This is a genomic window from Desulfovibrio sp., assembly GCF_035644575.1.
GTDB lineage: Bacteria > Desulfobacterota > Desulfovibrionia > Desulfovibrionales > Desulfovibrionaceae > Desulfovibrio.
The window spans coordinates 74224-91805 of sequence record NZ_DASQOG010000210.1 but is presented as its reverse complement, the minus strand read 5'-3'; the positions used below and the strand labels follow the sequence as shown (position 1 = coordinate 91805).

General features: G+C 58.3%; 16 protein-coding genes and 2 tRNA genes. 10 read left to right on the top strand and 8 right to left on the bottom strand.

What is annotated here, in order from left to right; genetic code table 11:
* Positions 1–133 precede the first annotated feature (133 nt).
* On the top strand, positions 134–1051 hold the full coding sequence (locus VEZ52_RS11825; RefSeq protein WP_324836993.1) for a manganese-dependent inorganic pyrophosphatase: 918 nt from the start codon (positions 134–136) through the stop codon (positions 1049–1051).
* A 408-nt stretch (positions 1052–1459) separates the two neighbouring features.
* On the opposite strand, the gene VEZ52_RS11820 is transcribed toward VEZ52_RS11825, so the two are convergent.
* Complete coding sequence (locus tag VEZ52_RS11820; protein ID WP_192111493.1) at positions 1460–2182, bottom strand: hypothetical protein; 723 nt, start codon at positions 2180–2182, stop codon at positions 1460–1462.
* Positions 2183–2357: 175 nt separating this feature from the next.
* On the opposite strand from VEZ52_RS11820, the gene VEZ52_RS11815 reads away from it, so the two are divergent.
* Positions 2358–3548, top strand: coding sequence for an HlyD family secretion protein (locus VEZ52_RS11815; RefSeq protein ID WP_324836992.1), 1191 nt, complete (start codon positions 2358–2360; stop codon positions 3546–3548).
* A gap of 832 nt (positions 3549–4380) precedes the next feature.
* On the opposite strand, the gene queD is transcribed toward VEZ52_RS11815, so the two are convergent.
* The 4 genes from queD to VEZ52_RS11795 all read right to left on the bottom strand — a co-directional run bounded on the left by queD (position 4381) and on the right by VEZ52_RS11795 (position 8262).
* Positions 4381–4737 (bottom strand): 6-carboxytetrahydropterin synthase QueD, encoded by a 357-nt coding sequence (queD, locus tag VEZ52_RS11810; protein WP_324836991.1) that lies wholly within the window; start codon positions 4735–4737, stop codon positions 4381–4383.
* Positions 4738–4745: 8 nt separating this feature from the next.
* Positions 4746–5384 carry a 7-carboxy-7-deazaguanine synthase gene (gene queE / locus VEZ52_RS11805; RefSeq protein WP_324836990.1) on the bottom strand — a complete coding sequence of 213 codons (639 nt, stop codon included), beginning with the start codon at positions 5382–5384 and terminating at the stop codon, positions 4746–4748.
* A gap of 356 nt (positions 5385–5740) precedes the next feature.
* Positions 5741–7489: a YcaO-like family protein gene (locus VEZ52_RS11800; protein WP_324836989.1), complete on the bottom strand. Its 1749-nt coding sequence runs from the start codon at positions 7487–7489 to the stop codon at positions 5741–5743.
* On the bottom strand, positions 7486–8262 hold the full coding sequence (locus tag VEZ52_RS11795) for a class I SAM-dependent methyltransferase (RefSeq protein WP_324836988.1): 777 nt from the start codon (positions 8260–8262) through the stop codon (positions 7486–7488). The genes VEZ52_RS11800 and VEZ52_RS11795 overlap by 4 nt, the downstream gene beginning before the upstream one ends.
* A gap of 228 nt (positions 8263–8490) precedes the next feature.
* Here VEZ52_RS11795 and VEZ52_RS11790 point away from each other — a divergent pair, with 228 nt between their 5' ends.
* Together VEZ52_RS11790 and VEZ52_RS11785 are read left to right on the top strand one after the other, a co-directional pair.
* The gene (locus VEZ52_RS11790) at positions 8491–9339 is read left to right on the top strand and encodes a 50S ribosomal protein L11 methyltransferase (RefSeq protein WP_324836987.1); all 849 of its coding nucleotides are present in this window, start codon (positions 8491–8493) and stop codon (positions 9337–9339) included.
* Positions 9340–9341: 2 nt separating this feature from the next.
* Positions 9342–9671: a hypothetical protein gene (locus VEZ52_RS11785; protein WP_324836986.1), complete on the top strand. Its 330-nt coding sequence runs from the start codon at positions 9342–9344 to the stop codon at positions 9669–9671.
* Positions 9672–9770: 99 nt separating this feature from the next.
* On the opposite strand, the gene VEZ52_RS11780 is transcribed toward VEZ52_RS11785, so the two are convergent.
* The gene (locus VEZ52_RS11780) at positions 9771–10652 is read right to left on the bottom strand and encodes a M23 family metallopeptidase (RefSeq protein ID WP_324836985.1); all 882 of its coding nucleotides are present in this window, start codon (positions 10650–10652) and stop codon (positions 9771–9773) included.
* A gap of 128 nt (positions 10653–10780) precedes the next feature.
* On the opposite strand from VEZ52_RS11780, the gene VEZ52_RS11775 reads away from it, so the two are divergent.
* The 4 genes from VEZ52_RS11775 (at position 10781) to VEZ52_RS11760 (ending at position 14553) form a co-directional block, all read left to right on the top strand.
* On the top strand, positions 10781–11641 hold the full coding sequence (locus VEZ52_RS11775; RefSeq protein ID WP_324836984.1) for a pirin family protein: 861 nt from the start codon (positions 10781–10783) through the stop codon (positions 11639–11641).
* An 87-nt stretch (positions 11642–11728) separates the two neighbouring features.
* On the top strand, positions 11729–12781 hold the full coding sequence (locus tag VEZ52_RS11770; RefSeq protein ID WP_324836983.1) for a metal ABC transporter substrate-binding protein: 1053 nt from the start codon (positions 11729–11731) through the stop codon (positions 12779–12781).
* A complete protein-coding gene (locus tag VEZ52_RS11765) occupies positions 12771–13697 on the top strand; it encodes a metal ABC transporter ATP-binding protein (RefSeq protein WP_324836982.1) in 927 nt (308 codons plus the stop codon). The genes VEZ52_RS11770 and VEZ52_RS11765 overlap by 11 nt, the downstream gene beginning before the upstream one ends.
* Entirely contained in the window at positions 13690–14553 is an 864-nt protein-coding gene (locus VEZ52_RS11760; RefSeq protein ID WP_324836981.1) for a metal ABC transporter permease, read from the top strand. The genes VEZ52_RS11765 and VEZ52_RS11760 overlap by 8 nt, the downstream gene beginning before the upstream one ends.
* A gap of 116 nt (positions 14554–14669) precedes the next feature.
* On the opposite strand, the gene tpx is transcribed toward VEZ52_RS11760, so the two are convergent.
* Positions 14670–15173 (bottom strand): thiol peroxidase, encoded by a 504-nt coding sequence (gene tpx, locus VEZ52_RS11755; RefSeq protein ID WP_324836980.1) that lies wholly within the window; start codon positions 15171–15173, stop codon positions 14670–14672.
* A 254-nt stretch (positions 15174–15427) separates the two neighbouring features.
* Between tpx and hslU the strand changes: the two genes are divergently transcribed.
* Positions 15428–16741: an ATP-dependent protease ATPase subunit HslU gene (hslU, locus tag VEZ52_RS11750; RefSeq protein ID WP_324836979.1), complete on the top strand. Its 1314-nt coding sequence runs from the start codon at positions 15428–15430 to the stop codon at positions 16739–16741.
* A 162-nt stretch (positions 16742–16903) separates the two neighbouring features.
* Here the strand turns inward: hslU and VEZ52_RS11745 are convergent.
* A tRNA-Lys gene (locus tag VEZ52_RS11745) sits at positions 16904–16979 on the bottom strand.
* A 498-nt stretch (positions 16980–17477) separates the two neighbouring features.
* Between VEZ52_RS11745 and VEZ52_RS11740 the strand changes: the two genes are divergently transcribed.
* Positions 17478–17564 (top strand) — tRNA-Leu (locus VEZ52_RS11740).
* The last annotated feature ends 18 nt before the right edge of the window (positions 17565–17582 follow it).

Here is a 17582-nt window from a genome sequence, read left to right as displayed (position 1 = left end):
GGGTAGAGTGTCCACTAATCTGTTTCGGGTTTTTTTGTGCGAAGACCTTGGCATGGACAGGACTTTGTGCTAAAGAGAACAAAGCGGTCGCACTGAACCGCATACCCGAACAATACCGGAAGGAGAGACTGTCATGTCCGCATTAGTTATTGGTCACATGAATCCTGATACCGACAGCATCATTTCTGCCATTGCCGCCGCCGACCTGTACAGCAAGCGCGGTCTGGACGTTACCCCTGCCGCCCAGGGCGCGCCCACTCCTGAAACCGAATTCGTGCTCAAGAAGTTCGGTCTCACCGCTCCCCAGGTTGTTGCCGACGTGGCTGGCAAGAATCTGTACTTGGTGGACTATTCCGATCTGGCTCAGGCCCCCAAGGGAATGGATTCCGCCTGTGTGCTCGGTATCGCTGATCACCACAAGCTTGGTGATGTGACCACCTCCGCGCCCCTGGAAGCCTGGATCTGGCCCGTGGGCTGCACCTGCACCGTGCTGAAGAACATGTTTGACTTCTACGGCGTGGAAATTTCCAAGGGCATCGCTGGCGGCATGCTGTGCGCCATCCTCTCCGATACCGTTATCTTCAAGTCCCCCACCTGCACCCCCGCCGACAAGAAGGCCGTTGAAGAACTGGCCAAGATCGCGGGCGTGAGCGACGTGATGTCTTTGGGCATGGAAATGTTCAAGGTCAAGAGCGCCGTTGAAGGCACCTCCATGAAGGACCTGGTCTTCCGTGACTACAAGGACTTCGACATGGGCGGCAAGAAAGTTGGCATCGGCCAGCTCGAAGTGGTCGACCTTTCCATTCTGGAACCCGTCAAGGCTGGCCTCCAGGCCGAAATCGCCCGCGTGAAGGGCGAAGGCCGTCACAGCGTGTTCCTGCTGCTCACCGACATCATGAAGGAAGGCTCTGAAATGCTGATCGTTTCTGACGATCCTTCCGTGGTGGAAAAAGCTTTTGGCGTGAAGGCCGAAGGCGAATCCGTGTGGCTGCCCGGCGTGATGAGCCGCAAAAAGCAGGTCGTGCCCAACTTTGAAAAGGCTTTCAAGTAAGCTTTAGCTTAGCTTGAAATGATTTTGCCCCGCCGGGGCAGGGAAGCAGGTTCTTGCGAACCGAACCCCTGCCTTGGCGGGGTTCTTTTTTGCATGGCAGCACTTGGCACAGGGTGAGGCCGGGTCATAAGAGTGCCGCACAGGCAGGCGGTTTGTGCGGTTGCGGCGGGATGCCCAACAGCTTTTGCAGCGCGTTGCTCTCTCGCACTGGCCGGGCAGGGGGGCGTAAGATGCGGCAAAATCGTGGGGATGTCTTCGGGGCAGGTAGTTGACCGCAGCGCGTGCATGTTGCCGCGCAATTCAATTGAGGGCCAGATACTTACTGGTGCCCGGACGCAAAAAAGGCTGCCAGTTCTGTGAACCGACAGCCTTTGGCTCTTATCCTGCGGCAGTTGGGGAGTGTGCGGCCTACAGGCTGCGCTCTTCCAGACCTTCGCCGCTCTTTTGCTTGGCCTTGTTGGGCGGGGTAGTGACAGGCTGCAAGCCGGGCACTACGTCATGCACTTCCGTGGGCGGCAAAAGCGGGTCAGCGGCATCGCGCTGAATAACCTTGCTGTCGCGCACATACAGCGTGCAGGAAAGACCAAAGCATTCGTATACCGCAGCAACGGTGCCCTTGAGTTTTTCCTGATCATTGAGCGGCGGCGGAACCAGCACGTAATAAATACGGGTGCGCCCGCCTCTCTTGGGTTCCACAAAGCAGGAAACTATCCATTCGTCCTGTCCGTCCCCGTTCCAGTCCGCAATGCCCACCATATTGACTTTAAGCTTCTGCGTGGCATGATTGATGCTGAAACCGTTGGGGAAGCGCTGCACGCGGCTGTCGGGCAGGATGGTGGCGGAAAATGTTTCGCCAAGATACACATCGTGCGCCGTATCGTTTTGCAGCATAAATGAGGGCGAAAGGCGGGTGAAAAGTATGTCGCCGTAGTCTTTCAAGCCCTTGAACGACATGGGGGCCGTATAGGAGCCGTCCTTGTCCAGCAGGTCACGGGCCTGGAGTTCCTTGGGCATGTTATGCGCCATTTTCATGAATTCGTCTTTTTCCACCACAACTACAGGGCGGGTGGTACCGCAGCCAGCAAGCAGACAGCCCAGGCAAAGCAGGGCGCAGATTCGCGATAAGACCATGATATGTGTCGACTCCCCTGGCGGAGATTTGACGGCAAAAAGCCGCTTCTCCGTGAATGCAGCATTTGTAAGCGTCTGCGAGCGGCTTGTAAAGAGCATTGCAGGCAGTGTGGTACGGTATCTGCATGTTTTTATGATAATGTCATGAAAATGCTCCAACCCCACAGGACACGACATGCCTGAACCAATATACTTGCAAATGCCTGAACCAAGGCTGAAAAAGCACGGCCGTATGTTTTTGCGCCTGTTGCCCCTGTGGGTGATAGGCTGTCTGGTTGCCGCCGGATGGTGGTGGATTGAATCTGGCCGCGTAACAAGCACCTGGGCCATGCTCGACGGCATGGTGTACGCTGTTTCGTCCGAATTTCCCGCCAAGGTTGAATCCGTGGCTGTTCGTGAGGGCGACCGCGTTAAAAAAGGGCAGGTCTTGGCCCGGCTGGACGCCAGAGCTTACGCTGGCCGTGTGGGCGAGGCCGGGCGCGAGGCAGCCGGTCTGCGGGCCATGGCTGGCCCGCCGAGCATTGAAGAAACCGCAGCCCGCCTCAAGCAGGCGCAGGATTCGGAACAGGAGATGGTGCGCCGCATCGCACTGGCACGGCATGATGAAGACCTCAAACAGAAAGCGCGCGAAGAACGTGTGGCAGAGCATGTGCGCGCCCAGCTGGCCCTGCGCACCCTTGACAGCCAGGGCGGTGAACGCGCTGTGGGCAGCGCGCGTTATGCAGCCGCCAAACAGGCCGAAGCTCAGACCCGCCTTGCCAAGGAGCGGGCCATCGTAGAATTTGAACAGGTCAGCCTTGTGCGCGCGGCCATAGATCAGGAGCTTGCCCGAGTGCGCGCGGAAGCGCTGCGTTATAAACAGTTAGCCTCAAGCAACCGCTATACGCCCAAGTATGTGGCAGGGGCCCTGGGTGCAGCCATGAATGCCGTGCCGCAAAATGCTGTGGACGGTAATCTCTACGCCCCGCAAGACGGGCGCATTCTGCGCGGCATCGCCATGCCGGGGCAGTCTGTGCAGCGCGGTGAACCCGTGGTCTTGCTTCTCCCCGAGGGCAAGGAAGCCCAAAAATCCTTTTGGCTCTTGGCCTTCTTTACGCAGGATGCAGCCAATGCCCTCAAGCCGGGCCAGAAATGCGCCATTACTTTGAAAAATGATACCAAGCTTGAAGGGCGCGTGTATGACAGGCTTGATCCGCAGCCTTTGCCGCCCAATGCACTTGCGGACAATAAGGATGCCAGGGAAACTGCGGCCCGCCCGGAAGTTTACGTGCCTGTGCGCATAACCATCAGCGATGGCGAGGGGAAGCAGTTTGAACCCGGCATGTTGGGAAAGTGCGAGGTTATGACGAGGGTTTTCTGGAATTAGGGGCGTTTGGGTTGCCTGCGCAGCGCGCAGTTTCGCCTTCCCGGCGTGGGGCAAAGGGGGCCGGTTATGGGGCTTCGCCCCCTTCATCCTGATGCCAAATCCCGTTTTACGGGCTTTGGGCCGCCATCGGCGTCTACGCCGCCGGGCGGTAAGGCACGAAAATCTGTCGCTTACGGCGCGGCAAAGCCGCGACCTACTCCTGATTTCCGGTCGTGTTGACGGTTGCCAACACTCCGTTGGGGCTGCGCCCCTTTTGCCCCCTTGCATCCCCCCCCCGGAGCACCCCCCTTGAGGTTTTCAAATCCTCCAAAACGACGAGGGCAACGCGGCTATAGCTGCGGGAGCTTCCCTCCCTCCGCGCCGCGTTAATGCCAGAGAGCGCCTCCGCTTTGGATTAGAGTCCGTTTCAGCCAATTACCAAAGATATCGCGGCCAGTTCAAGGAGTGGCTTTGTATCCTTCTTAGTTCCTCTGAAAATTTTGGCATCACCACGCGTGGATAAATTCTGGTAACAAAAAGATATGTAATAGAATGCTCCATTCAACTGCGACCAGAAGAAACGTTTGCGAGTCAGAAAAATCCGCCCGTCGTCACAAGGTGGTCGTGGAGTTGTCTTCCTTATATTCGCCGGAACGAACGCGGAGGCGATGGCTGGTGTTGGGCGAATTTGCAAAATACGTTTTTTGCGGGCTGAAAAGGAAGCGCCGGGATTTTGAGCCCTGCGTACTAGAGCATCAAAATCCCGGCGCGGACGCGTTCAGGGCGTAAAAGTCGGGTTTGCGTAAATCAGCCTGACAGGCTCACCCACAACCCCATAAAAAATCTGTTTTTCTTACTTTCCGGTGTACACGGCGCCAGACGTGGGGCTCTCCTTGACCACGATTTTTGAAAGCCCCCTGATCTGGGAATCCAGCTTGCCCCAGAGCCAGATGGCGATATTTTCGCTGGTGGGGTTTTCAAGCCCTTCAATATCGTTCAGATACGTGTGATCCAGCTGGTCAACATACGACTTCGCTGTCGCTTTGATGTCGCCAAAATCAACAACCCAGCCATTGGTTTCAGACACTTCGCCCTGCACATAAACTTCAACAACAAATGTATGCCCATGCAGATTGCCGCACTTGTGGCCTGCCGGAACAGCGGGCAGCCGGTGCGCCGCGTCAAACGTCATAGTAACGTAAATATCCATATGTTCTCCTAAGCAATGCCGATAAGCTTGTGTGTCTGAAGGCTGAGCTTCCACAGCGGGCGATCCTGACAGATTCTGACAGCATCTTCTGTTGCCTGTGACTGACCTGCATAGTCGCGCGGTTGCAGAAAAAAATGTTTGAAATCCAGTTGCTCAAAATCCTGTACGGAGATGCCCTCTTGAGGCCAGACGAGCTTTAGCTCGCTCCCGGATGTAACAACCAGTTTCGTTCCCGCCTTGGGGCTGACCGTAATCCAGTCCAGGCCTTTGGGCAGGGCGAGTGTCCCGTTGGTTTCTATTCCTGCTTCCACACCGCAGCGGCCCAACTCCTGCAACAATTCTTCTGTCAGTTGCAGGGCAGGCTCCCCACCTGTGAAGACCACGTAAGGCCGGTAGCCCGGATGCGTATAGCTGGGGAAAAAAGAGCAGATCGCCTGGGCCAGCGTAGCGGCGTTTTCGAATTCTCCGCCCGATTTCTCGGCCCCGAGAAAGTCTGTATCGCAAAATGGGCATTTGGCAAATTTGCGATCTTCTTCCCGCCCTGACCACAGGTTGCAGCCGGAAAAACGGCAGAAAACCGCGGGGCGGCCCGCGTGGAACCCTTCCCCCTGCAACGTATAAAAAATTTCCTTGACTGCAAAGCTCACTATATTTCTCCCGTTTCACCGAACAGTTGCCGTACGCTGGCTTTTAAGCAACAGGCAGGCAGCCGCAATTCTTCTGCGTGAAGCGCGTATTCTTATACCCTCAGAGCCCTGCTGAGGCAAAATGTGTATTTTATCAAGAATATTAGTAGGTTGATGACAGCGCCCAGCAAATGAGGTGCAGCTTTTGAAAAGCAAGCGCCGGGATTTTGCGCGCCCGTACTCCTGCACGGAAGCATCAAAACCCCGGCGCTGACGCATTCAGCGCGGCAAAACTGTATTTGCGGCATCAGGCCGGACAGGCGAGCCAATTCCCGGTTGGCGATGGAGCCAGTTCTGGAGTCAGTTATGGAACATGATCAGTTCGCCTGTCCTTCCAGTTCCGCCAGATGGTTGCGGGCAAAATCCAGGCTTGCGTCAAGCTCCAGCGCGGCGCTCAGATATTCGCGGGCCTGCTCGGCATTGCCCATGAATTTTTCGCACAGGCCGAGGTTGGCGAGGTCCATTGCAGAGCCTTTGTCCACCCGCAGCACAGCCTTAAAGGCCTCAGCCGCCTTGGCATAGTCGCCAGTCTTGAAATGGGCCACGCCAAGCAGGTTGCCGTATTCCTTCATGTCCGGGCAGAGCCTGGCAGCTGCTGCCAGCGCGGGCAGGGCCTCCTGCCATCGGCATTCAAGGGTGTCTGCATAGCCAAGGTAAAAGGAGGCCAGGGCCTGGGAATCCGCATCCGGTTGCAGGGGCACGGCGGCGGCAAAGGCGCTGCGGGCAGTGTTGAAGTCTTCCGCGCGCAGGGCCAGCATGCCTTCAAAGAATGGCAGAAAATGCGCACCGGGATAGCAGGATTCCAACACCTTCAACCCGTGCAGCACTGTCTCCGCATCGGCTTCTTCCACGAGCTTGCGGCCCACAAAGAGGCCAAGGCTCTGGTTGCGGTCGCGCTCGCGAAAGTGCAGGCCCGGCACAATGCTGTAATGGGTGGGGATGCCAAGGCGCGAATGCGTGGTTTCAACAGCGTAAAGCTCCAGCGGGGCAAGGCCGCGCAGGGCTGTGAGCAGTTCTTCACGGATATCGGCATTTTCCACGGTGGGCAGGCTGGCAAGGGAGACGGTTGGCCCTTCAATAAGCCAGTTGATCTGCTCAAGGGCCGTGTACTTGGAAAGGCCCGAAGCTTCGTAGCAGGCGCGGGTGCAAAAATCGCCTGCAAGCTGGGCAACTTCCGTAACCGCGCGGATGGCCGCCTTGGCAGGAGAAGCCGCTGTGCCGGCGGTGTAGACGATTTCAGAACTGTCGGGAAAGGTTTTGGGATCCCAGGCCACGGCGGCAACCGTGGGCAGGGGCATGTCCTGAGAAAAATCTTTCAGCACAATGCGCACGCCCTCGCGCTCAAATGCCGCCAGCAGTTCGGCCAGCACCGGGTCAAAGGTGCAGGACGCCGGGTCGATGGTGGGCGTGGTGGGCAGGTTGCGGTCAACGCGGCAGCACACGTGGCGCTCGATCAGTTCGCTGAGGCCTTGCAGCAGCGATTCTTCGCGGCTGTTGCCAGCCGAGGTGCCGTTGAATTCGCCAAGCAGCTTGAACCAGTCCAGCGGAAGCCACACGGTTTTGCCGTCCAGCAGGCGGGTGGCGGGGTAGAACTGCCAGCGCGTGAGGTCAAGCACACGGCGGGCATCCTGCGGCGAAAGGGTGTCGTCCACCGAGCGCAGCATGGCCTCAATGGGCAGCAGATCACTGCCAAAACGGGCCTCGGCCTCGCTCCAGGTGGCGCTGACCATGTGGGGGCGTTCTTCCCAAAAGCTGAAAAAGGCAAAACGCTCCATCAGTTCCATAAGGGCCGAAGCTTCGGCCTGTTCGGCTGAGGAACCTTTGCCCATCTGCTTGCGGGTGGGCATGATACGCCGGGCATCAGCCCCGCACACGCTCAGGAACACGGGTATGCCAAGCCTGCCCACGTCCACGCGGCGCGTTTTTGATAAAATGTCGAGGCGGGAGGAATCCAGCCGCTCGCGCACACGGGCAATGGTCTGCGCGGGGCTCATGGTTTTGTCCAGATCGCGCGTGTAGCCCTTGGGGCAGGGGGCCAGGGTTATGATGGGCAACTGCTCGTTCATGGCCGCTCCAGAATCAGAATGCTGTACAGACGGCGCTGTTCTTCGCCGTTTTCATCGTGGGATTTAACGCCGATGCGGCCTTCGGTAATCTTGAAAGTCTTGGCCGCAATTTTGCCAAAATGGGGTTTGGCGCGGGCCACATCGGTGCAGAAAAATGCCTTGCCGCCGGGTGCGAGGTGACGATCCACAAACTTGACCAGCGGCCTGTGCAAGTCGTCCAGATAGAGGATTTCCGAGGCGGCGATAATGTCAAAACCGCTGGCAAAGCGCGGGTCGCGGCCCGGCGCGGTCACATCCACATGGGTGACCTCGATCTGGTCGCCCAGGCCGTTGCGCAGCACGTTGGCCCTGGCAAAACGCAGGGCCTGCTCCACCACATCGCTCAGCACCACACGCGCAAAACCGTAGCGGGCGGCCACAAGACTCAGCGCGCCGCAGCCGGCGCCAAGCTCCAGCAGGCTTTTGCCCTGCGGTTCATACTTGCGCAGCAGGCGGCCCAGCACAAACGAACCGGGCCACAGCTTTGCCCACAGGGGCAGATCCTTGAGCGGATCATGGATGGCCTTGCGTTGCAGCAGCTTGTCCAGATGGGCGCTCATGTTCTGTATGGAGAGTACCTGAAGGGGATTTTCGTCCACATGCAGCGGCTCGAATTCCACATCAAAATCGGCGCGGATGCGTTCCAGCAGGGTCTCGAGTTCGGCTGCATGGGCCGGGGAAAGACTGGTCGATGTTTCCTCGGGTGACAGAGGCGGACACTGGGAGTCAGACATGGATGTTCCTTGCAAAGGGGATACAAAGGCTTCGATAAGTTAGCTACTATACCCGCATTTGAGGCGCATGGCAATCCTTATTGATTAAGTAGGTATTGTGGAGGGCCATCGCCACGCAAAAGGGGGTCTACCCGCCAAAGGGACTCGACCCGGCAGGGGAAGTCTGGCATTGTTGGCTGGTCGGCAGGTGTGCCAGTGGCCCCGCCGCAAACACTGAGCGAGAGGATTATGAAGCAGATTTTTCGTTTGGAAATGGTTGTGGCCGAAGAAGATGCAGACCGCGCCACCGGCTTGCTGACCCTGGGTGTGCCCTTTGGCTGGGAAGAAGAAACCCTGCCCACGGGTGAAACACGTTTTCGCGTGCATTGCGAAAATCCCGAATTCATCAATAACCTGCAAAGCGACCTTCAGGCCCGTATTCCCGCTGCGGAATACACCCTGACCACGCTTGAGGATCAGGACTGGCTGGCCGCGTGGCGGCAGTTTTTTACGCCTGTGCCCTGCGGCAACCGGTTTGTGGTGCTGCCCCCCTGGCTTGCCGAGAGCAATGATTTTCCCGGCCGGGAAAAGATTGTCATCGAGCCCAAGAGCGCGTTTGGCACGGGGCACCATGCCACCACGGCCCTGTGCCTCACTGTGCTGAGCGAGCTTGTGGAAGCCGGGCGCGTCAAGCCGGGCCAGCATTTTCTGGATCTCGGCACTGGCTCGGGCGTGCTTGGCATCGCCTGCTGCAAGAGCGGCCTCACTGGCGAAGGCTACGACATCGACATGCTGGCCGTGGAAAATGCCATTGAAAACAGGCAGATCAACGGAATCGAAGGCTTTGAAGTGGGCCTTGGCAGCATAGACGCGCTTGAAGGCCGCACTTACGATCTGGTGCTGGCAAATATTCTGGCCCGCCCGCTGATTGATCTTGCCCAGCGCATTGTGTGGGCCTGCAAGCCCGGCGCATGCCTGGTGCTCTCCGGCCTGCTTGAAATTCAGGCCGACAGCGTGGAAGAAGCCTACATGGCCCAATGTCTGCCCAAGCCCCGCCGCGTTATTGACGGCGAGTGGTGCGCGCTGGTCTGGGATTAGCATTGACGGTATTTGCTCTGGCAACTGCGGCGGCGCAGGCGGATATTTCGTCTGCGTTGCCCGGTTTGCCCATTGTTCTTGCGCCGGAAACCGCCCCGGCACTGCTCTTTGCCATCTTGGTCGGGCTTGGCGTGGTCTTGCAGCTTGCGGGCAGGTTTTACGCCAACCGTGGCGCAGCCCTGCTTGGGGCTGGCCTTGTGCTCGGCGCGGGCCTGTTTGACCGCGACCCGGTGTTGGTGGTTGGGCAGCTTGTGCTTGTGGCGGCCCTGTGGCCCAAAGCGTGTAAAAAGTCTCGTACTGCGGAAAGCCGGAGAAAGCGAAATCCGGCCTAGAATCAGGCCATGGCTTTGCGGGCGTTTCCCCTGATCGGGGTGGAATATGCCCGGAACTCAGCCCGGAATTTTGTGCAATGCGCAGGCAGACTGTTCGTGCTATTGGCGCTGATCCCAGGTGGGGATGGGCGGCGGGGTGAAGTTATCGAGATCTTTCAGCGTAGTGCCCATGCGTGTATTGCCAATGCGAACGGGCCGTCCGTTGGGGCCGCGCAGCACAGGCCCGCAAGACTGCGCTTCAATGACGGGCGGTATGCTCGCCGGGTCGGGACGCAGCACTTCATCCGCTGAATGCAGATAGGGCAGGGGGTCAACGGCCTTGCCCGAGGCGTCCAGCAGGCCAAAGTGCAGGTGGGCCCCGGTGGTTCTGCCGGTACAGCCCACAAGCCCCATGGGTTCGCCTGCGGTAACGCGCTGCCCGGTTTTCACGAGAGTCTTTGACATGTGCCCGTAGCGCGCCGTCATGCCGTCCTCTTGCCGGATATCAACGGAGATGCCCAGAGGGCCGTTTTCTCCGGCGCGGATGACTGTGCCTGGCTTGAAGGCCGTCACAGGCCAGCCCATGTGCGCGCGGATATCTATACCCCCATGATCGCGCATGACCACACCGCGCCTGCTGAGCCAGCCGGGCATGCGGCGGTTGCCAAAGGGGGATGTAATCAGCTCTCGCAGAGGCGGCAAGGAACGGCAGGTCTCGGTACTTTGGGCAGTTTTTGACGGGGTGGATCCCGGTATTGCTGGCGAAGATTCAGGCTCTGCACGCTGGCTGCTGGCAGATGTTTTTTGCGCGTCTGTTTGTCCGGCCTCGGATTCTGGGCTGTCTGGCTGACCCGCGCTGGGTTCCGCAGCAAGTTCCGTGGCAGGTTTTGCGGTGTCGGCAGCGGGCGCAACCGATGCGCCCCAGGCAACAAGTTCCGTGGGCGGGCAGCCAAGGGCAATGCAGAGGGCACCAAGCGCGAGTCTGCTCAGAAATTTCGACACGTTTACTCCCCGGCTGCTGGCCGCGTACTTCGAGCGCGTAACAGGTCGGCAGCATACGGCCCACCGTAAAAAAAGCAAGCCAGGCCTACTGCGCATACGGCAAAAAGCCCGGCACAAGGAGACAGCACATGCAGTTACGATCCATCACCGGAGATGTCACAGGGCGTCCCACCATTGATGGCGCAGGCGTGCGCCTTGTGCGCGTGCTTGGCTCGCCCACAGTCAAAACGTTTGATCCCTTTCTTATGCTTGATGCCTTTGATTCAGTGAATCCCGAGGATTACGTAAAGGGTTTTCCCATGCATCCTCACCGGGGCATTGAAACCTTCACCTATCTTGTGAATGGCGTTATCGAGCACAAGGACAGCCTGGGCAATGCTGGCGTTATCCGTGATGGCGGCTGCCAGTGGATGACCGCCGGGAGCGGCATTCTGCACCAGGAGATGCCCCTTGCCTCGCCGCGCATGCTCGGCCTGCAACTCTGGATCAATCTGCCGGCCGCCCACAAGATGACCGATCCCAAGTACCGCGACATCACCGTTGACATGGTGCCGCGTGTTGAGGAGGAGGCCGCTTCCGTGGCCGTGGTCGCTGGTGAATACAAGGGCGTTGAAGGTGCTGCGAAGGGTGATTATGTGGACGTGCGTTTTCTTGACGTGCGCCTCAAGCCCGGCGCGCGCTGGCTGGTGGAAACAAATCCCGCGCATACGGTTTTTGCCTATTTGTATGCTGGCGACTGTTTCTTGATGGAGGGCAGGGAGCCAATGCTGGCCCGGCACGCCTACCTTCTGGGTGAGGGGGACACTGTGGCCTTTGAAGGCGGCGAAGAAGAATGCCGCTTTGTGCTGGTTTCCGGCGCGCCCCTGCGGGAGCCGGTTGCCTGGGGCGGCCCCATTGTCATGAATACAGATGAAGAGCTGATGCAGGCGTATTTTGAAATTGAAGAAGGCAGATTCATCAAACACTGGCTTCCGTCTGCGCAGAATTAGCCGCTGACGGATTGAAAATATCCGGCTTGACACGGCTGCTGCGGGGTCTTATCTGACCTTTTTGCTTTGCAAACAGGAGTAAGTACCATGAGCAATTGTATTTCTGTCTTGTTTCGCAAGGGCAAACATCACGGCCTGGCACTTTTATGCACGCTGCTTGTAGCCGCTTTTGCGGTTACTGGTGCGTTTGCCGCCGAGCCCAAGGTGCGCGTTCTTGCCACCACCTATCCCGTGTATCTGTTGACCCGCGCCGTTGCCCAGACAAGCCCGGATGTGCAGGTTGACCTGCTCATTCCCGCCCAGACCGGCTGCCCGCACGACTACGCGCTGACCCCCAAGGACATGCAAAAGCTCTCCAAGGCCAATGTTGTGATCATCAATGGTCTGGGCATGGAGTCTTTTCTGGAAAAACCGCTTGCCGCCGCAGGCAAGAAGATCGCCGTCATCGACAGCAGCAAGGGCATAAACGCCATTGCTGAAGAACATGACGAAGATCACGATGCCGACCACGACAAGGCGGACGCCGCCCATAAGGACGACCACAACCCTGCGGCAGCGGCAAAAGGGCATGATCATGCTCACGAACACGGTCACGGCCATGACCATGGGCACGACCACGGCGGCCTGAATCCGCACGCTTTCTCCAGCCCGCTGCAAGCTGCGGTGATGGCGCGCAATATTGGCAGTGGCCTTGCTGCGGCTGCGCCGGTTGCCGCAAAAAACTGCCCGCAGGCTGCGGATGCCTATGCCGCAAGGCTTGAGGCTCTGGGCCAGCGCCTTGCCGCCGTGGGGGCCAATGCCGCCAACAAGAATGTGGTGGCCCTGCATGATGGCATGGCCTACCTTGTGCGCGATGCCGGTCTGAACCTTGTGGATGTGATTCAGGAAGATGAAGAGGCCCAGCCCTCTGCGGCGCGCCTGCTTGATCTGGTGAAAAAAATAAAGGAATCCAAGCCGGTTGTGCTCATTGGCGAACCGCAGTATTCGGATAAGCCCGTGCTCGCCCTTGCGGCGGAAACGGGTGTTCCGGCAGTGCAGCTTGACCCTCTGGCCTCGGGGCCGTCTGGCGCTCCCCTTGATTATTACGAAACCGTCATGTCCAAAAATCTGGCTATATTAGAGAAATACTTTGGCAAATAACAGCTTACCCGCCCCCTCGGTCTGCTTTGAGAATGTATGCCTCAGCCGGGGGGGCAATCGTATTCTGAACAATATCTGCGCCACTGCGCCAGCTGGCGGCAGCACGGTTCTTGTGGGTCCCAACGGGGCGGGCAAGACCACGCTGCTGCTCTGCCTTATTGGAGAAATGGCCTATACAGGGCGTATCCAGTTCGCTGGCCTTGAGCGCCAGCCCCGCATGGCCTATGTGCCGCAGCATCTGATTATGGATCGTAGCCTGCCCTTGCGCGTGTGCGAGTTTTTGGCCCTGAGCCGCCAGCGTCTGCCATTGTGGTTGGGCCTGCGCCCATGGGCGCGCAGCGAGGGGCGGCAGCTTTTGCAGATGGTCAAGGCCGAGCATCTGGAGCAGAGCCGCATGGGTGACCTTTCTGGCGGCGAACTGCGTCGCGTGCTGCTGGCTGCGGCCCTTGGCCGCAATCCGGAACTGCTGGTGCTGGACGAGCCTGCGGCAGGCGTAGACGTGCGCGGCGAGAGGCTCTTTTGGGAACTGCTGGACGGCGCCCGCCACGAGCGGGGCTTTACCCAGATCATGGTCAGCCACAATCTGCCGCTGGTGGCGCACTACGCAACCCACGTGGTCTGCCTCAACAAGACCGTATGCGCCACAGGCGCGCCGCGCGCCACGCTGACATCCTCCACCCTGATGGAACTTTTTGGCGTGCCTATCCACCTGTACCCGGACCAGTGCGACCCTGAGGACCCCGGCTGCCCGCAGTGCGGCGTGGTGAGCGAAGCCGAGGGCCTGCTGCCCAACTACGCGGCCATAGAGCGGCGTGAGGCAGCCCGCATGAATGCACGGCTGGCCTCGCGCATGGCGGCCTCACCGTGCGAACCCTGCGGCGAAAAAGCGCCGGATCAGGGAGGTTCCCGTGCCTGATCTCAGCCCTATATACGCGCTTATTTCCATGATTCCGCTTGATTGCCTGCAAATGCGCTTTATGCAGCAGGCCTTGCTCGGCGTGCTGCTGCTGGCCCCCATGGCCTCAGTGCTTGGTGTGGAAGTCATCAATTTTCGCATGGCCTTTTTTTCAGACGCCATCGGGCACTCGGCCTTTGCCGGGGTTGCGCTGGGTCTGATACTGGCTGTGCCGCCGCGTCTTGCCATGCCTTTATTTGGCATTCTGGTGGGGCTTGGCATCATGGCTGTGCGGCGCAAGAGCGACCTTTCGTCCGACACTGTCATCGGCATTGTCTTTTCTGCCGTGGTGGCCTTTGGCCTTGCGGTGGTGAGCCGGGCAGAAGGCGTGGGCAGGGATATGCAGCGCTTTTTGTACGGCGATATCCTTACCATCACCGATGGCGAAATCGGCTTTCTGGCCCTGCTGTTTGTTGCTCTGCTGATCTTTCAGGCAGTTGGCTACAACCGCCTGATGTATATTGCCCTGAACCCGGTTATGGCACGGGTTCACGGTGTGCGCGTTGCGCTGTGGCAGTACGCTTTTGCCGGGCTGCTGGCGCTGGTGGTGATGTTTTCCGTCTGGGCGGTGGGGGTGCTGCTGGTGACGGCCATGCTCATTGTGCCCGCCGCCACGGCCCGCAATTTTGCCCGTTCCGCCGGGGGAATGTTCTGGTGGGCTCTTCTTGTGGGCACAACATCCGCCTTTGCCGGGCTGACCCTTTCAGCTCAGGAATGGCTTGCTACGGCCAGCGGGGCCACCATTATTCTTGTGGCCTGCTGCTGGTTTGCTGTAAGCCTGTTTGCTGCCCAGGCTACGGGCCGCAGACGCTCCTGACGGCAAGGCCGCTGTATATTTCTACGTTTGGTCTGGTCTCTCTGGCGCGATATCACAAAAAAACGCCTTCCCCTTTCAGTGGGAAGGCGTTTTGGCTTTTGGGTAGCTTGTATGAGCTAGGCCAGCTTTTTAACAGCTTCCAGCGCGGCTGCGTAGTCAGGCTCGTGTGTAACTTCGCCCACAAGCTGGCTGTAAGTCAGGGTGCCGTCCGGGGCGACCACAAAGACCGAGCGGGCCAGCAGATCGAGTTCCTTGATCAGAATGCCGTAGGCCTTGCCAAAGACGCCAGCGCGGTAGTCGGATAGGGCTTCAACAGCGGTCACACCAGCAGCGCCGCACCAGCGGGCCTGCGCAAAGGGCAGGTCGCGGCTCACGGCCACAATACGCACCTTGTCGGACAGCGCGGCGGCTTCTGTATTGAAGCGGCGAACTTCCATATCGCATACGGGAGTATCCAGCGAGGGAACGCATACAAGCACAAGCACCTTGCCAGCGTAGTCTTTCAGGCTGCGGGGGCTCATATCATTGGCGGTCAGCGTGAAGTCGGGAGCCTTGCCGCCAACGGCGGGCTGGGTGCCTTCGAGATGCATGACATTGCCTTTGAACGTAACTGTATCCATAGGAAACTCCTTATTGTTTCAGGGTTCTTGGATTCTGTGCCATCAAGGCTTTATTGTCAATGGTTATTATTAGCGAGGTGGAATTTCCACATTTCTCGCTCTCATTATTTCAGTGTATCGTTGCAGGAAAGTGTTCGCAAGGGCAGCGCGCGCCGATACGCTGCGGCGGTGGAGAAAACCTTGTGCGCCTCCATTGCCATGCGCACGGCAATGCCTATATTTACATAAGAATGTGCCTACAGCAGGAGAATTTGATGAGTACTTTGACACCTCGCGGCATTGTTGCCGAACTTGATAAATTTGTGGTGGGGCAGGAACAGGCCAAGCGTATGGTTGCAGTGGCGGTGCGCAACCGCTGGCGGAGGCAGCATCTTGCGCCGGAGTTGCGCGATGAAGTCTCGCCCAAGAATATCATCATGATGGGCCCCACAGGCGTAGGTAAAACGGAAATTGCCCGTCGCCTGGCCAAGCTCTCCGGAGCGCCCTTTGTAAAGGTTGAAGCCACCAAGTTCACGGAAGTGGGCTATGTGGGGCGCGATGTGGAATCCATGGTGCGCGACCTCATGGAGATCGGCATCAATCTTGTGCGCGATGAGGAAAACGCCCGTGTGCGCAAGGCCGCCGAGGCCGCCGCGGAGTCACGCCTTATGGATTTGCTGTTGCCCAGTTCTTTTGGGTCGGAAGAGCGCGCCTCCACGCGCGAAAAGCTTTTGCAGCAGTTCCGCCTTGGCTTTCTGGACGACCGGGAAGTGGAAGTGGAAGTGACCGAGCAGGGCGGCGGCAGCGTTGACCTGTTCGCCATCCCCGGCATGGAGCAGATGGGCGGGCAGGTCAAGGACATGTTCAGCAAGGCCTTTCCGCCCAAGCACAGCCGCCGCAAAATGAAGGTGCGCAATGCCTTTGCCGTGCTTGTGCAGGAAGAATCTGGCAGGCTTGTGGATCAGGAAGCCCTGGTGGACAAGGCCCGCGAAAGGGTAGAGCAGACGGGCATCATCTTTATTGACGAGATCGACAAGATCGCCAGCTCCTCGCAAAATCGCACGTCAGACATTTCGCGCGAGGGTGTGCAGCGCGACCTGCTGCCCATTGTGGAAGGCAGCTCGGTCAATACCAAGTATGGCATGATCCGCACGGATCACATCCTGTTCATTGCGGCGGGCGCTTTCCATTTCAGCAAGCCATCGGACATGATCCCCGAATTGCAGGGACGTTTCCCCTTGCGGGTGGAATTGCAGCCCCTGGGCAAGGAAGAGTTTTTGCGTATCCTCAAGGAACCGGACAATGCCCTGACCAAGCAGTATGAAGCATTGCTGGGTACGGAGCAGATTCGCCTGAGCTTTACGGATGATGGACTGGAAGAAATTGCGGCCTTTGCCGAAGACACCAATACCCGCACGGAAAACATCGGCGCACGGCGGCTCTACACCATCATGGAAAAAATCCTGGCTGACATATCCTTTGACGCGCCTGAAATGCCCGGTGCGCAGGTGGTGGTCAACAAGGCCTATGTGGAAGAGCATTTGCAGGATGTGCGCGATGATCAGGATCTGAGCCAGTATATTCTGTAAGCTCTTGGTTTGTGCACTGCTTGGGCTGCATGACAGCGGAAGCAGTGCACAAGGAATCGAAGCATCAAAGATCAAAAAAACCGGCCAGTGGCCGGTTTTTTTGTAACTGCCGATAGAACAAAAGAAAAAAGGTTCGCGGTGTAACCGCGAACCTGGATTTTCTGGTGGGCCATCAGGGACTCGAACCCCGAACCAACTGATTAAGAGTCAGCTGCTCTACCAATTGAGCTAATGACCCGCATTGCGTGAAGAGGTGTTTACGCAAATGGGGGACAAGTGTCAAGCGGATACAATTTTTTTTGTAAAATTATTTTGCGCGGCAGGCCATTACCTGCAAATATCGGAGCGGCATAATCGATAAATTTCCGCTCTGGGCGGGGAATTTTGACTTTGTGAACTCAGAGAAAATTTTTTTGGCCTGCGAGGCATACCAATCCAGCCACGGGCGACACCTTCGTTAATCCACTCAGTAAAATTACACTGCCTGATTGGCGTGCCTGACAGGAGCGGGCATAAATGGGTCGGGATTCTGATTCCCGAAGTGCAATCTGCTAAATTGGCTCTCTAATCAAAGACGGGCAAGCCCAGCGTGAGCGCTTCTGGCTGCGGTGCCGTGCTGCTTTTGCCCCAATCAGAGAGCCAACCGCGCTGAGGGCTTGACGAATTGGCGCACCTTGGGCTACAAAGCCACTCACGTCATGCATATGCGGCACTGCCCATGTGTCTTGATTAGTCTGCCGGGATGGTGGAATTGGTAGACGCAGCGGACTCAAAATCCGCCGACCGCAAGGTCTTGCGAGTTCAAGTCTCGCTCCCGGTACCAAGTTAAATCAAAGGGCTT